Below are 16533 nucleotides of genomic sequence, written 5' to 3'. Positions count from 1 at the left end.
GTGAACCACGCGGCTTCATGGGTGTCGCTAACATGGGTGACCTTGCAGTGTGCGACGAACGGCAAGTTTCGCTGCGATCATCAAGTGGCGAACACCGCGCAGGGCAGAACCGCGCCAAGCAGGTCGCGCAATTCGCCCGTTTCCATTCCATGCACCCAATCGCGAGGGCTTCCTGCCTTGCTCCGCAGCGCGGTCACCATGACCAGCCGTTCGGCGCCAGCCCCGCGCGAGAAGGCGATACAATCAGGGTCCGAAGCGATCCTGCGGTAGTCGCCAGCGAACGCATCGTGATGCTGCGCACGCAGATGAAGCAGGTCGCGCAGCAGCACGAGCTTCTCGTCGTCTGCAGCCCGCATAACCCGCTCGCGCACAGCAAAATTCACTGCGCGGCGATTATCGGGATCGACGAGGCTTCGGTCGGCCAGCTCTGTCCCCTGATAGGTATCGGGAATGCCGGGGCAGGTCAGGCGCAGGAAAAGCTGGGCAAGGCCCTTGATCCGCTCGGCCGGGCGAATTCGGTCCAGAAAGTCGCCGATCTCAGCCCTGATTTGCTGCGCTTCCCCGCTCAAAACCAGCGCGTCGACAGCGTCCGTCATGGCCCGCTCGTAAGCCTCATCGGGCGCCGTCCAGGACGAACGCAGCTTGGCCTCGCGCAGGGTCTTGACCGCATAGCCGCGCAGGCGCTCGGCGTAGCGGGGGAGTTCGCCGTCTTCATCCGGCCAGGCGCCGACGATGGCCTGTAACAGCATGTTGAGGTCACCCGGATCAATCCCGCCCGCGCGCGGCCAGGCCTGCCGCCACTGGGCGCTGAGGCCGGTCCATTCCTTCGCCACTTCGCTGATGGCGAACAGCCGGGCGCGCACATCCTCGCCGCGTTTGTGGTCATGGGTCGCGGTGGTGAGCATCGACCGCGGCCAGCGCGCCGCGCGGGCCTCCTGCCATTCATGGAACTCATCGGGCGGCGCGGAAAAACGCGCCGGCGCGAAGCCGACATCATTGCGAGAAATCAGCCGCCCGTGGCGGTAAAAGGCGGTGTCTTCGACAGCCTTGGCCGCGATCGGCGCAGATAGCTGCTGGAACCGCTGGACGAACTCCGCAGCGTGCGCGGCTGCAGGGCCATCACCGGCAAGCCAGCCGAGGATCGTTTGGCCCAGCGCCGCCTCTCCCGGCGGGGCGACGGCAGGCAGATTGCGCGCGGCATTGGCGCGGGTGCGTGCGTCCTCGGGCGGCGCGGCGCGTCCGGTTCCGTAGGTGCGGTAGGCAGGGAAGGCTATCAGCAACGCCTCGACCGCACGCGTCCAAGCTGTCCGAGTGTGGCGGGCTGTCGCGGGCGAGCGCTGGGCGAGCGCCATGACTGCATCGACACAAGCATCGAACTGGGCGCCGAATTCCCATTGCAGCAACTGACGGCGCGCAAGCCGTTCCTCCTCCTCGAAATCGGCCGGACGGTCCGATACCCGCGCCCAATCCTGCTCCAGCACCGGGCCCGCCGTGGGAGCGTGGAGCAGCAGCGATACCTGTTCCATAAACTCATAGCCGGTCGTCCCGTCCACCGGCCAGTCGCCGGGGAGGGTTTCGCCGGGAGCGAGGATCTTCTCGACGATAAGCCATGCCGGACCGTCCTCGCGCCCTGCCGCCTCCAGCCGTCCGCGCAGTTTGCGAAGATAAGCCGCCGGGTCGGTCAGCCCGTCGACATGGTCGATCCTGAGCCCGTCGATCACCCCTTCGCGGTAGAGCTGCAGGGGCAGGGCATGAACCGCTTCGAACACGCCGTCGTCCTCGATCCGAAGTCCAACGAGTTCGCTGATGCTGAAGAAGCGACGCCAGTTGAGCTCGTCATGGCCCCGCCGCCACCACGCGACCCGATAGTGCTGCCGCGCAAGGATCGCCGTGATGTCGCCCCCGTCGCCTGTGCCTGGCGCAAGCGGAAAATCCTGCTCGCCATAGAGCCGCAAGACCGGGCCTTCGCCTGTCTCGGCGATGGTGATGTCACCGGCGGCCAAAGCTTCTTCGGTCGGCGCGCCGAGCACCGGCAGCAGGATGCGCCCGTCATGGCGGCTCCAGTCGATATCGAAGAAATCGGCGTAGCGGCTCGCTTGCCCGTGCCGCAGCACATCGGCCCACCACGGGTTTTCGAGGCTCGCTGCCATGTGATTGGGGACGATGTCGAGGATCAGGCCCATGCCGTGCTCCGCAAGTTCGCTCGCCAGCGTGCGCAGCGCCCGTTCCCCGCCGAGGATGTCGCTGATCCGCGCCGGATCGGTCACGTCATAGCCGTGGGTCGATCCGGTCCGCGCCTCGGCCAGCGGGGAGCAATAGATGTGGCTGACCCCCAGATCGGCGAGGTACGGCACGATCCGCCGTGCGTCCTCCAGTGTGAAGCCGGGGTGGAACTGGAGCCGATAGGTTGCGCGCGGGATCATGCCGGTCTGCTTTGGTTGAGCGCCGCCGCCCGTGCGGCCACTTCGGGCCGGGCCAGCAATGTTTCTACCGTATGCGGCATCCGGCGGCGCCAGTTGGGATGCTCGTCAATCGTGCCGGGCAGGTTGGGCTGTTCGGGAAGCCCGGCGAGGTCTTCGAGCGGCACCAGCGCCAGATCGCAGGCACTGGCGGCGACATGGGCGATGGCGGCGGTGACGAACGGCGCGGGGTCGGCGGGGGGCGGCCCTTCGGCGTGGCCCGCGTCGCACAATGCGCGCCAGAGCGCTGCCTTCTCCGCCTTGCGCTGTGTACGGCTCTCCGCCTCATCAGCAATGCGCCCCAAAGCCTGCGCCCAGTCGAGATCGCGTCCTCGCCACCATCCGGCGAGTGTCGGCACATCATGGGTGCTGGTCATCGCGGCCGCCTCGCGCGTCCAGTCAGCGGGATCGGTGAAGACGCCGTCCGCGTCCCGTTCGAACCACAACACGCGCATTCCGTGGACGCGGCGCGCCCGCATCGCGTCGCGGAAACCGGGGGGGACGGTGCCCAGATCCTCGCCGATCACAATGCAGCGGTGCCGCCAGCTTTCGAGCGCGAGCACGTTCATGAGGTCGCGCTGCGGCATCGTCAGATAGCAGCCCATTGAAGATGGATACCCATGCGGAACCACCCACAGCCGCCCAAGGCCGAGCATATGGTCGATCCGCACCCCGCCCGCCGCGCCCATTGCCGCCGCCAGCGTCTTGCGGAAGGCGCGGAATTCATCGTTATGCAGGGTGAGCGGGTTGAAGGTGGTGAGCCCCCAGTCCTGCCCTTCGGGGCCGAGCAGGTCGGGCGGAGCGCCGACCGACAGCCCTTCGAGGAAGGCCTCGGGCCGCGTCCAGCAATCCGCTCCGCCCGGATCGACCCCCACCGCAAGGTCGGTCACAATCCCGCAGCCCATTCCTGCGCCGCACGCAGTGCGCTGGGCGTTCAACAAGCTGTGACGGGCAAGACCCTGCAACCAGCCATAAAAGGCGATTTCGTCGGAATTTTCAGCGGTAAAGGCGATCGCCGCCGCGCTGTCCGGCTGGCGGTATTCAGCAGGCCATTCGCGCCAGCCGTGCTGGCCTTCGCCAGTGAAATGCGCGTGCAGCGCATCGTGCAGGGCGTGGACAGCGCGCTCATCATCGGACACGTGATCGAGCGAGGCGATGCGGCGGCGTTCTGCGGGAGAGGCTGCGTCGAACAGGCCGCGCAGGCGTGCGAGCCTGTCGGGGATGGCCGCTTCCCAATTGATGAGATCGCCGCCGGATGCGTCCGCTTCTGCCTCGCCCCCGACCAATGCAGGGTCGGCCAGCAAAGCGTTGAGAAAGGTCCGGCTCGACGGCGAATACGGGCTGAAGCGGCGCGGGTCTGCCGGAAACAGGGCATGGATGGGGCTGATCGCGACGAAGTCCGCGCCGCTGCGACCCAGCGCTTCGGCCGCTTGCGCCAGTGTCCCGAGATCGCCGAAAGCGCCGCCACCATGCGTTTGCCCGCGCAGTGAGGGAAGCTGTACGGCGATGCCCCATGCCCTGCCGCCGGGCACGACATCGCCGACACCAAGGCAGCGTTCGGGCGCGACGGCAATCGTGGTCTCGCCTCTGCCATGAAGCAGGCGGTGGTAGCCCGGCTCGGGGATTGCCCCGATAGTGCGGGCGGCCTGATCGATATTGCGGCGCTCGCCGTTTTCGAGGACCAGTGCAGCCGGCGTGTCAATACCCGCAGGCAGCATAATGGTTTCCCTGACGGTCGCGGAGATGAAGCGCTGTCCGCCTTCGGCGCGCAAGTCGGCGAGCCGCTGATGGCTGGTGTCGATCTCTTCCGGCGTTGCGGCAGGCAGGCCGAGCGCAGCCAGCACCAACTCCAGCGTCTCGGCACTCACCTCCTGCGCTGTCCCCGCCGCGTCCTCCCACTGGGGCAGCAGCCCGGCTTCGCGGGCAAGGCGATCGAGCCCGCTCATGCTTCCTCGCGGGTGACGATGCAGAATGGGCCGGAGGCCGGATCGCCAACCTGGCGCACAGCCTCGCCTTGTGGAAGACTTCCCAAAAAACCCGATGGGTCGAAGCCGGCGCAAACCTGCCACACGGTTCCGTCGCCGAGCCGCCATCCGGCGCGAACCGCCCGCTTACCGACTGCTTCTGCGCCCAGACTCCTGGTCCCGGCAAGGTGCGGGACGAGGTGGCCGGCGCGCACCGCCAGCAGGTCGCGATACAGTGCGCGCCAATCCTTGGCATCCGGCCCCGGTTCAGGCCGCGACGCGGTGAAAGTCGCGCGCGCATTTGGATCGGGGATTGCCGCGCGCGCCGCCGGGTCAGCGAAGGCGGGGAACTCCGCAAACTCCCGCCGCCGCCCCTCGCGCACCGCATCGGCGAGGTCATCATGAAAATCGGTGAAGAACAGGAAGGGTGCGAGAGAGCCGACCTCCTCGCCCATGAACAGCAACGGGATGCCGGGCGACAGCAGCAACAGCGCGGTCGCCGCCCGCGCCGCCGGATCGCCCACCAGCGACAGCAGGCGCTCACCTAACGCGCGGTTGCCGACCTGATCGTGGTTCTGGACGAAATTGACGAAGGCGGTCGGCGGCAAGTGGCCGCTGGACGCCCCGCGGGTGCGGCCCGGTTCGACGTCTTCGCCCTGATAAGAAAAACCCTCGGCGAGGCAGCGGGCGAGGCGCTTGGCAGGATCATCGGCGAACGCTTTGTAATAGCTGGCGGTCTCGCCTGTCAGCAGCACGTGGAGCGCGTTGTGAAAATCATCGTTCCACTGCGAATCGAACGGTCCTTCGAGCCGTTCAGGATCGTTCGCTTCATTTTCCAGCACCAAATAGACATGCCGGCCTTCAGTCGCGGCGCGCAGTTCGCGTGCCATACGATCGAGGAAAGCATTGTCGCCAATCGCGTGCACTGCATCGAACCGCAGCCCGTCGAAGCGATACTCCTCCAGCCACATCAGCGCGTTATCGATGAAAAACCGCGCCACCGGCTCCTTGTCCACGCTGACGGCCTGCCCCCACGGTGTGTGCGCATCGTGGAAGAAGTCTGCGGCATAGGCGCCGAGGTAATTTCCGTCCGGCCCGAAGTGGTTGTAGACCACATCGAGGATCATCGAGATACCGAGTTCATGCGCCCGGTCGACCAGTGCTTTCAGTTCTGCGGGCGATCCGTAGCATTCTGCCGGAGCGTAAGGCAGAACTCCGTCATACCCCCAATTACGATTCCCGGCGAACGCCGCGACCGGCATCAGTTCGACTGCGGTAACGCCCATTGCCGCGAGTCCGGGCAGCGTCTCTGCGACACCGGAAAACCCGCCGAGCACACCCGCGTGGCACTCCCAGATGACAGTTTCCTCCCACGGTCGCCCGCGCCAGTCCGGATTGCGCCAGACATAGTCATCAGGATCGCAGACCACGCTCCAGCCGTGGACTCCGCTGTCCTGTCTTCTGGACGCTGGATCGGGCACCTCGCGCCCATCCGGCAGGCGAAAGCGGTAACGCGTGCCATCCGGCGCGCTGGCCTGCGCGGTAAACCAGCCGCCCGCACGCTCCTCCATCGCCATCTCGTCCCCGTCGGCGAGGACCAGCGTCATCGTGCTCGCGGAGGGTGCCCATACGGAAAACTCGGCCCTGCCGCCGCCAAGAAGTCGCGGGCCCCAGCGCATTATCCCCGCTCCTGTTGCCACGCCAGCAGCGCCGCCGCGCGTGATGCGAGAAGGTAGGTGTCGAGGATGCCGTCCTGCTCCTCCGCCTCGGGATGCGCGGAGTCGATCAGCAGGCGGCGGGGAACGTCCGGAGGGGGCAAATTGAAGGTCAGCGCCTCGTCGCTGGCATTGAGCAGCAGGCTCACCGTCGCAATGGACCCGTCTTCGCGCCGCTCGGCCCGGCGCATCAGCAACGCACGGCCCTCGCCATTGTCCCAGTCCTCGGGCGCAAGGCGCATCCCGCGTTCGTCCCACCAGTCGATGTCGGGCAAATCCTCGGCGGCCTCCTCGTTGCCGTGCAAAAAGGTGGCGCTGCGCAACACCGGGTGGCGGCGGCGAATCTGCGCCAACCGCGCGACGAACCGGGTCATCGCTTCGCCATCGTCCGAGCGCGCCTGTTGCCAGTCGAACCAGTTGATCCCGTTGTCCTGACAATAGGCGTTGTTGTTGCCGCGCTGGGTGCGGCCGAACTCGTCGCCGCCCAGCAGCATCGGTGTGCCCAGCGAGCCGAACAATGTGACCAGCATCGAGCGGCGCACCAGTGCACGGGTGGCGTTCGTTTCCTCGTCCTCGCTCGGCCCTTCCTCGCCCCAGTTGCGCGCGTAATTGTGGTCATGCCCGTCGCGGTTGCCTTCCTTGTTCGCTTCGTTGTGGCGATGCTCGTAGGCGGTGAGGTCGGCGAGGGTGTAGCCGTCGTGGCTGGTGAGAAAGTTGACCGAGGCCCAGGGTCGCCGCGCACGGCGGTCGAACAGGTCACCCGATCCTGCGATGCGTGCGGCGAGTTCCGGACGTTGCGCGCTGTCGCCGCGCCAGTAGCGGCGCACCGAATCGCGAAATCGGTCGTTCCATTCGGCAAAGCCCGGCGGATAGTTGCCCAGCTGGTAGCCGCCCGGCCCGATATCCCACGGCTCGGCGATCAGCTTCAGCTTCTGCAGCACCGGGTCCTGCCGGATCGCGGCGAACAGCGGGGCATTGGGGCGGAACCCTTCGTCGGTGCGGCCCAGCACCGTGCCGAGATCGAACCGGAACCCGTCAATCCCGTAGCTGGTCGCCCAGTAACGCAGCGAATCCATCACCATCTGCACCACCCGCGTGCGCGAGAAGTTGAGCGTGTTGCCCGTCCCGGTATCGTTGACCAGATGCCGCCGGTCGCTGTCCTGCAGCCGGTAATAGGCGGCGTTGTCGAGCCCACGCCAGCTCAGCGTCGGGCCGAGTTCCGATCCCTCGCAGGTGTGATTGTAAACGACATCGAGGATCACCTCGATCCCCGCCGCGTGCAACCGGCGCACCGCGATGCGCAGTTCGTCGTGATCGCCCGGCGAGGCGAAATAACTTCGCTGCGGGGCAAAGAACGACAGGGTGTTATAGCCCCAATAGTTGGATAGGCCCTTCTCCTGCAGGAATCGGTCGTTGGTAAAATCCTGCACCGGCAGCAGTTCGAGCGCGGTGACGCCGAGGCGCTGGAGATGCTCGATCACGCTGGGGTGGGCGAGGGCGGCGTAGGTTCCGCGTTCGGCCGGCGGCACGTCCTCGAGCAGCTTGGTTAGCCCCCTGACATGGGTTTCGTAGATCAGCGTTTCGGACCACGGGGTACACGGGCGGCGGTCCTGCGACCAGTCGAAGCTTTCGTGGGTGACAACGCTCTTTGGGATCGCGCGGGCACTGTCGCGCCGGTCCTGGCTGAGATCGGCGCGGGGCGAGCGAATGTTGTAGCCGTGCAGCGCGTCGGTCCAGCGCAGTGGGCCTTCCAGCTTGCGGGCATAGGGATCGATCAGCAGCTTGCTGGGATTGAAGCGGTGGCCTTCGTGCGGGGCATAGGGGCCGTGGGCGCGAAACCCGTAAAGCTGACCCGGGCGTGCGCCCGGCAGGTAGCCGTGCCAGATCTCGTCGGTCCATTCCGGCAGGTCGTAGGTGGCGAGCTGGCGTTTGCCGGTCGCATCGAACAAGCACAGCTCGATCCGCTCCGCGTGCGCGGAAAAGACGGCGAAGTTCACGCCCAACCCGTCGAAGGTCGAGCCAAGCGGATAGGGAGCACCGGGCTCCAACCGGCCGCCGATCAAGCGCCGCTCCCGGGCTTGAGGACGATCACGCCGAGCGGTGGCAGGACGAGCGAGAGCGAGGCGGGGCGGCCATGCAGCGGTTCGTCCGAGGTCTGCAGGCTCCCGCCATTGCCCATTCCGGAACCGCCGTATATTTCGGCGTCGCTGTTGAAAATTTCGTCCCAGGTTCCGCGATGCAGCGCCCCGACGCGATAGTCGCGCTGTGGTTCGGGCGTGAGGTTCGCGGCGATTACCAGCGGTGCGTCGCCTTCCTTGCCCTCCCGTTGCCACACCAGCACGCTGTTGGTGCTGTCATTACCGATGATCCAGTCGAAATGCGCCGGATCGGCATCACGGGCGTGAAGCGCGCCTTCCTCAGCATGGAGCCGGTTCAGATCGCGCACCAGCCGCTGGATACCCGCGTGCTTTGGGTCCTCCAGCAGATCCCACGGGATCTGCGCGTCGTGGTTCCATTCGGTCGGCTGGCCCAGTTCGCAGCCCATAAACAGCAGCTTTTTGCCCGGATGGCTCCACATCACCGCGAAATAGGCGCGCAGGTTGGCTAATCGGCGCCATTCGTCGCCGGGCATCTTGCCGAGCAACGAGCCTTTCCCGTGCACCACTTCGTCATGGCTGATCGGCAGAACGAACTTTTCGGAAAAGGAATAGACGAGGCTGAAAGTGATTTCGTTGTGGTGCCACGAACGGTGCACCGGATCGCGAGACATATATTCGAGGCTGTCGTGCATCCAGCCCATGTTCCATTTGTAATCGAAGCCCAGCCCGCCTTCGGCCACCGGCGCAGTAACGCCGGGGAAGGCAGTCGATTCCTCGGCCAGCGTGATTGCGCCCATTCCATCTGCGGCGAGGCGCTGGTTCAATTCGCGCAGAAAGGCGATGCTTTCGAGGTTCTCGCGCCCGCCGTGGATATTGGGCACCCACTCGCCTTCCTTGCGGCTGTAGTCGCGATAGAGCATCGAGGCGACAGCATCGACGCGCAGCCCGTCGACATGGAACTCGCGCGCCCACCACAGCGCGCTCGACAGCAGGAAGCCCGCAACCTCACGCCGTCCTAGATTGTAGATCAACGTATCCCAATCCTGGTGGAAACCCTCGCGCGGGTCGGCGTGTTCGTAAAGGTGTGTGCCATCGAAGGTGGCAAGGCCGTGCGCATCGGTGGGGAAGTGGGCCGGGACCCAATCGAGGATCACGCCGATTCCGGCTCGGTGTGCTGCGTCAACGAAATGCGCGAAACCTTCGGGCGTGCCGAAGCGGGCCGAAGGCGCAAATTGCGACAGCGGCTGATAGCCCCACGATCCTGCAAAGGGATGCTCCATGATCGGCAGGAACTCGACATGGGTGAAGCCGAGATCGGCGACATAGGGGATCAGCCGTTCCGCCAGCGCGCGCCAACCGAAGGTTGAATGGATATCCTCACCCGGTTTCATCCAGCTTCCGGGATGAACCTCGTAAATCGCCATGGGCCGGTCGGGTTGCTGCGCGGCGTGGCGGCGCTCCATCCAGTCGTCATCCGACCATGTGAAATCGGGTAGCGCTTCGATTACCGAGGCGGTGGCGGGCGGCAGCTCGGTGCGCCGCGCAAGCGGATCGGCCTTTTGCACCACCGCGCCATTGGCGCCTGCTATTTCGAACTTGTAGCGTTCGCCAGGGCCGATGCGGGGTACGAACAGTTCCCAAACCCCCGCATCGTGGCGCAGCCGCATCGGGTGGCGGCGGCCGTCCCAGCCGTTGAAGTCGCCCACCACCGACACCCTCCGGGCATTGGGCGCCCAGACGCTGAATACCACGCCCTGCGTGCCGTCGATCCGGCGCGGCACCGCGCCGAAGTTGCGTGCCAAGTCGCGGTGCCGGCCTTCGGAAAACAGGTGCAGATCGAGATCGCCCAGCACCACGCCGAAATTATAGGGGTCTTCTGTCTCCTGCACCGTATCGGGCCAACGGATCTTGAGGCGGTAATGGCGATTGCGCCCCAGCTTGCCGACGAACAGGCCGTGGCCGACGTCCTCCATCGCGGCGATGGTCTTGCCCGACTTCGCGTTCACCAGAGTGGCGCCTTCTGCGCCCGGCAGGAAACTGCGCACGACCCGGTTGGCGCCCTCGCCGTGCGGACCGAAAACGGCGAACGGATCGGTGAGGCGGCCCTCGACCGCTTCGGAAGCAATTGCTGCAAGACCGTGATCGGGTTCCGAGGTGAAGGGACTCAATGTGTATCTCCTGACATCAGGCGCTCGGCAGCGGCGGCAAGACCGGCAAGCGGGATCGCAAGCCAGTCGGGCCGGCTCGCGGCTTCGTAGGCGACCTCGTAAGTGGCCTTCTCGAATTCGAAGAGGTCGACGAGGGGGGCAGGGAAAGGCTCGGCCACCTTGCGGTAGGCGGCAAGGAAGTCGCGCCGGGCCTCGATCTCGAAACGGGTGAAAAGCTGCGCCGCGCGCTCCGCCTCGCGTGTGGCAAGCGCCGGCAACTCGCGCCGGACAGCCGCGCTTGCATAGGCGAAGCTGCGCAGGATTCCCGCGACATCGCGCAGCGGCACGTCCTTGGCCCGGCGTTCCTCGACCGGGCGGCTCGGTTCGCCTTCGAAGTCGATGAACACCACCTCGTCACCCGCCACGAGCAATTGTCCGAGGTGGAGGTCGCCATGAATGCGCGTGGTGGGGGTTCCGGTCGCATCGGCGGCGATCGCGACGATCCGATCGCGCAACGCCTCACGGCGCCGGTCAAGCCGGGCGAGTGCCTCGGCCTCTGCGTCCTCCCATTCCGCCCGGTGCAGAATTGCGAGCGCACGGTCGAAGCCCTCGTTCACGCGCTCGGCGAGCCGGCCGGCAGCGCCCCGGTCCAGCGTTTCAGGCGCGAAGGCGGGGTCGTCCGTGGGTTCCGCCAGCAGCGCATGCATCTCGGCCAGCCGCTGCCCGATGCGCCCTGCGAAATGCCCGTAGCCGGGAACCGGGGAGCCTTCATCGGGCAGGTCGCGCGCATCGAGCGCCACTCGTTCGAGCGCGTTCAGCGTCCAGCGCCAGCCGTCACCCTGATTGCGCACAAATCCCTGCGCGAGGATCAACGTATAGCTCGTCCCGTCGGATGTGACCCGCCGCGCTTCGCCGAGGAACGGCGCGACAGCCGCGAATTGGCGATCACACAGGTATTTGGTAACTTCGACTTCCGGATGGATGCCCGGCTGAAGGCGGCGCAGCAGCTTGACCACGACCTTCTCCGCAAGGATCAGGGTGGAGTTCGACTGCTCGGCGGCGAGCCATTCGGCCGGCGTGTCCTCGTCGAGGTCGAAGCCATTTTCGCGCGCGAATATCAGCTTGCCCCGGCCCACCGCATATTCGGCGTTTTCGCGGAACGAACGGATGATCGCGCGCGGGAAGCTGTTGACGGCGAAGCCATCGGTCAGGAGGCCCACATGGCGTCCGCGCCGCGCCCGGGCGAGCGCGAGATTGGGCGCGAACGGCCCTTCGTGTTCCCCCTCCCACGCAATCCCGAGCGGCAGGGCGTAGATGCTCTTGCCGTTGGAGACGTCGACTTCGGTCAGGATCAGGTCTTCGTCGAGCTGGACATGGCGCACCACATGGGTCTCATCGATGTCCACGTCCTTTTCGCCGAACCAGCGGCGGTCGGGGATGTAGTCAGGCAGGATCTCGTCTTCGAGCACCTCGCGGTTCGCGTCTTCCAGCACGTCGGCAAGTTCGGGCCTGAGCACGAAGGTGTGGTGTTCGACATCTTCGTTGGGTGCGCCCGAACTCCATTCGGGTGCCTCTACATCTTCGACCAGCCGGAACCAGTAGAAGCCGTAGGGCGGAAGGGTGAGCAGGAAGGGCAATTGGCCGATCGCCGGGAACGGGGTTTCGCCCGATAGTTCGACCGGAACGTGGCCGGAAAATTCGGCAAGATCGAGTTCGACCGCCTGCGCGCTGGAGGCGAGGTTGGCGACGCACAGGATGGTCTCGCTTTCGCTGCCGCCATCGGATGCAGGCTGTTCGCGCAGATAGGCCAGCACCTTGCGGTTGCGCGGCTTGAGGAACCGCTGACTGCCCCGGCCAAAAGCGCGGTATTCCTTGCGCACCGCGAGCATCCGCCGGGTCCAGTTCAGCAGTGAATGGCTGTCGCGCTCCTGGCTTTCGACATTCACCACTTCATAGCCGTAGAGCGGGTCCTGGATTGGCGGCAGCGCGAGCCGCGCGGGATCGGCCCGGCTGAAACCGCCCGAACGATCTGGCGACCACTGCATCGGGGTGCGCACGCCGTCGCGGTCGCCGAGAAAGATGTTGTCCCCCATCCCGATCTCGTCGCCGTAATAGATGATTGGCGTACCCGGCATGGTCAGCAGCAGCGCGTTCATCAACTCGATCCGGCGCCGGTCGCGGCCCATCAACGGGGCGAGGCGGCGGCGAATGCCGAGGTTGATCCGCGCCCGGTGTTCGGATGCATAGGTCTCCCACAAGTAATCGCGCTCGGCATCGGTGACCATTTCCAGCGTCAGTTCGTCATGGTTGCGCAGGAAGATCGCCCATTGCGATTGTTCCGGGATCGGCGGGGTCTGGCGCATGATGTCGGTGATCGGGAAGCGGTCTTCTTGCGCCAGCGCCATGTACATCCGCGGCATCAGCGGGAAATGGAACGCCATGTGGCATTCCTCGCCGTTGGGGCCGAAATATTGCTGCGTGTCCTCGGGCCACATATTGGCCTCGGCAATCAGCATTCGGTCGGGATAATGCTCGTCGAGGTCGGCGCGGATCTTGCGCAGCACGTCGTGGGTTTCGGGCAGGTTCTCGTTGGAGGTGCCCTCGCGCTCGATCAGATAGGGAATGGCGTCGAGCCGCAGCCCGTCCACCCCGGTATCGAGCCAGAAATGCATCGCCTTGAGGACTTCCTCGAGCACCTTGGGATTGTCGAAATTGAGATCGGGCTGGTGCGAATAGAAACGGTGCCAGAAATATGCGCCCGCTTCCTCGTCCCAACTCCAGTTCGATTTCTCGGTGTCGCAGAAGATGATCCGCGTGCCGGCGTATTTCTGGTCATCGTCCGACCACACGTAGAACTCGCGCTCCGGGCTTCCAGGAGGCGCTTTGCGCGCGGCCTGAAACCAAGGGTGTTGATCCGAGGTGTGGTTGATCACGAGTTCGGTGATGACGCGGATCCCGCGTGCGTGCGCCGCTTCGACAAAGGTGCGAAAATCTTCCAGCGTGCCGTAATCGGGGCTGACCCCGTAATAATCGGCAATGTCGTAGCCGTCGTCGCGCCGGGGGCTGGGGTAGAACGGCAGCAGCCATATTGCAGTGACGCCGAGATTGGCGATGTGATCGAGCTTGCCGATCAGCCCCTGAAAGTCGCCGATCCCGTCATTGTCGGAATCGAAGAAGCTCTTGACGTGAAGCTGATAGATGACCGCGTCCTTGTACCACGAGGGGTCCAAGTTCGTTTCTTCGAACGGCAGTCGGAGAGCAGTCTCAGCCATGCGCGCCTCCTGTCGGCGTTATGCGCCAGATGCGGTAGGGATCATCGGGCGTCAGGTGGAGCGACTGGACTTTGCCCTGCCAGCGGAAGCTTGCGCCGCTTGCAAGATCCTCGACCGCGACTTCGCCGTCATCGGGCAGGCCGAACTCCCACAGGGGCACCTCGAATTCGCACCCATGCGCGCCGTGCGGATCGAGATTGACCGCGATCAGGATCATCTCGTCGCCATCAGGCGCAGGCTTGGCGTAATAGATGATGTTATCATTATGCGCGGGCAGAAAGATCGTGTTGCGGTGCGTCTGCAGCGCCGGGTGCGAACGGCGCAGGCGATTGAGCAGGGTCACGTCCTCGACGATGTCGCCCGGCGCGCGCCAATTGCGCGGACGGATTTCGTATTTCTCGGAATCGGCATATTCCTCGCGCCCCGGCAGCGGCGCGGCATCGCACAGCTCGAACCCCGAATAGACGCCCCACAGGCCCGATAGCGTGGCGGCCAGCACGGCCCGGATGCGGTGCGCTGGCCGCCCGCCGGTTTGCAGGAACACCGGGTTGATGTCGGGCGTGTTGACGAAGAAATGCGGGCGGAAGAAATCCTTCGGCGCTTCCTGCGTCAACTCCTCGATATACTCGGTCAACTCCGCTTTGGAATTGCGCCAGGTGAAATAGGTATAGCTCTGCGAGAATCCGATCTTGGCGAGGCGGTACATCACCTTGGGCCGGGTGAAGGCTTCGGACAGGAAGATGACTTCAGGATGCGCGGCGCGCACCTCGCGGATCATCCACTCCCAGAAGGCGAACGGCTTGGTGTGCGGATTGTCGACCCGGAACACCTTCACGCCCTCGCGCACCCACAGCAGCACCACGTCCCGCAGCGCCACCCACAAGCCCGGCACCGCATCCGGCCCGTAGAAATCGACATTAACGATGTCCTGATACTTCTTGGGCGGGTTCTCGGCGTATTTCATGCTGCCGTCGGGCCGCCACGCGAACCAGCCGGGGTGCTCCTTCAGCCACGGGTGGTCGGGCGAACACTGGATCGCGAAGTCGAGCGCGATCTCGAGCCCGTGTGCGTTGGCTGCCGCGCCGAGGGCGCGGAAATCATCGAAGGTGCCGAGTTCGGAGTGGATCGCGTCGTGCCCGCCTTCCGCGCTGCCGATCGCATAGGGACTGCCCGGATCGTCTTTCTCAGGCGTCAGGGTGTTGTTCGGCCCCTTGCGGTTGGTCGTCCCGATCGGGTGAATCGGAGGAAAATACAGGGTGTCGAACCCCATCGCAGCGACGCGCGGAAGGTGGTCGATCACGTCACGCAGCGTGCCGTGCCGCGCCTTGTCTTCGGTCATCGAGCGGGGGAAGAGTTCGTACCAGCTTGAGAACCCCGCCTCGCGGCGTTCGGCATCGACCAGCACCGGAGCCGCTATGGCGCGGTGGTGGTGCGCGTCGAGCGCTTCCATAGCCTCGACGACGGCGGGATCGGTGAAGACGTCGCGGCGCGCAGCGTCATCCGCAGCCTTCCCGAGCAGGCCCAGCGCATGTTCGAGCGTGTCCCGGTGGCCCGCGTCGGCGCGGTCGCGCGCGGCCTCAAGGAACTGCCGCCCCTCCTCGAATTCGACCGGTTGGGCTACCCCGGCGTCGACCTTCTTGCCGATGCTTTCACGGAAATAGCCAAACCGGTCGTCCCATGCCTCGACGGTGTATTCATGCCGCCCGAGCCGTTCGGGGGCGAAGGCGGCGGACCATTCGTCGTTGCTTTCTTCGAGCATCTGAACGGCGCGCCATTCTTTCTCGTCCTCGGCCCGCCACAGCAGGCGTGCACCGATCTTCTCATGGCCGTCAGCGTAGATGTGTGCGGTTACGTCGATCCGTTCGCCAACCACGCACTTGACCGCAAACGGCCCGCCCGCGGCCACCGGAGCAAGATTCTCGATCACGATCCGTGGGAGCGCCGCCGCGGCGCTTGCCGCCTTGCGCGAGCCGCGCGGTTTCATCGTGATGGCGCGCGGCGCTTCAAGTTCGATCAATCGCGCTTCATGCGGGGTCAGTGTATCGCTGCTGCCCGCCGCTTCCGGCAGACGAAACCTTTGCCCGTCCAGCAGGGTGGCAGGCAGTGCCCGCGGCTCGCTTGCCGGGTTGAGCAGCAGCGCCACCGCGCGGCGTGCATCGCGCTCGGTCAGGGTGTCGTAGCGCACGATTCCGGTGGTGGGCGCACCGATCGAGGTCAGGAATTCCATCCCCCCCTGCGGTATGCTGCGCCCGCCAAGATCATCGCGCCCCGCCCAAAGCCCCGGGCGTTCCTTCAACCGCGCCGCCAGATCATCCGGCACGATCACGCCCGCGCCTGTAAAGCTCGCGGCGATCAGCAGCGCGTGCGCAGCAGCGGGATCGCTCGCCCGGCTTGCGGCGGCTGGCGTAATTTCGGCGATCAGCGGGCAAATGGGAGAAATCGCCCGGTGTTCGTCCATAAGCCAACGCGCTTTCATGTCCCACCAGCCGAAGGAGGAAAGGCAATAGTCGAACCCGGAACCGGCAAGCGTAGCGGCGTCTTCGCGCGAAAGACCCGGGGTCGCTGCCACCAGCGTCAGGCCTGCGTGACGACCGCGAAGTTCGGGCAGGAGCTTGCGTAGAAATGGCGCGGCGCTCGCTTCGAGTCCGTCGAAAACGAACCCTGCGGCGCCCTGATCGGCAAGCGCATGAAGGCGGTCTGCGATCCGGCGACCTACGTCGTGCTCCAGCGTAACAACCCGCAATCGCGCGCGCGCTTCGCCTGTTGCCGGGGCAGGCCGGCGCGGATCGAGCACCTCCTCTGCACTCGCATCGCGCCGAATAGCAAAATATTCCGGATGCAGAGCGACAAGTTCATCATCTGCGGCAAACCTGTCGA

Annotated in this window: 7 protein-coding genes; all 7 read right to left on the bottom strand. The window is 65.5% G+C overall.

Going from position 1 to position 16533, the window contains the following annotated elements; translation table 11 throughout:
* Nucleotides 1-80 precede the first annotated feature (80 nt).
* From treY to J3454_RS12575, 7 genes are read right to left on the bottom strand one after another with little or no spacing between them, the layout of a single operon-like run.
* Entirely contained in the window at nt 81-2423 is a 2343-nt protein-coding gene (gene treY, locus J3454_RS12605; protein ID WP_349514126.1) for a malto-oligosyltrehalose synthase, read from the bottom strand.
* On the bottom strand, nt 2420-4405 hold the full coding sequence (malQ, locus tag J3454_RS12600; protein ID WP_349514125.1) for a 4-alpha-glucanotransferase: 1986 nt from the start codon (nt 4403-4405) through the stop codon (nt 2420-2422). The genes treY and malQ overlap by 4 nt, the downstream gene beginning before the upstream one ends.
* Complete coding sequence (gene treZ, locus J3454_RS12595; RefSeq protein WP_349514124.1) at nt 4402-6102, bottom strand: malto-oligosyltrehalose trehalohydrolase; 1701 nt, start codon at nt 6100-6102, stop codon at nt 4402-4404. Before treZ ends, malQ begins: the two co-directional genes overlap by 4 nt.
* Nucleotides 6102-8201, bottom strand: a complete 2100-nt coding sequence (gene glgX, locus J3454_RS12590) for a glycogen debranching protein GlgX (RefSeq protein ID WP_349514123.1) — start codon at nt 8199-8201, stop codon at nt 6102-6104. Before glgX ends, treZ begins: the two co-directional genes overlap by 1 nt.
* A complete protein-coding gene (glgB, locus tag J3454_RS12585) occupies nt 8198-10405 on the bottom strand; it encodes a 1,4-alpha-glucan branching protein GlgB (RefSeq protein ID WP_349514122.1) in 2208 nt (735 codons plus the stop codon). Before glgB ends, glgX begins: the two co-directional genes overlap by 4 nt.
* A complete protein-coding gene (gene treS / locus J3454_RS12580; protein ID WP_349514121.1) occupies nt 10402-13656 on the bottom strand; it encodes a maltose alpha-D-glucosyltransferase in 3255 nt (1084 codons plus the stop codon). The genes glgB and treS overlap by 4 nt, the downstream gene beginning before the upstream one ends.
* Nucleotides 13649-16450, bottom strand: coding sequence for a maltotransferase domain-containing protein (locus J3454_RS12575; protein ID WP_349514120.1), 2802 nt, complete (start codon nt 16448-16450; stop codon nt 13649-13651). Before J3454_RS12575 ends, treS begins: the two co-directional genes overlap by 8 nt.
* Between the last annotated feature and the right edge of the window lie 83 nt (nt 16451-16533).

It is taken from the genome of Erythrobacter sp. NFXS35 (assembly GCF_040148725.1).
GTDB lineage: Bacteria > Pseudomonadota > Alphaproteobacteria > Sphingomonadales > Sphingomonadaceae > Erythrobacter.
The sequence above is the reverse complement of the archived record's forward strand: the minus strand, read 5'-3'. Positions and strand labels throughout refer to the sequence as shown.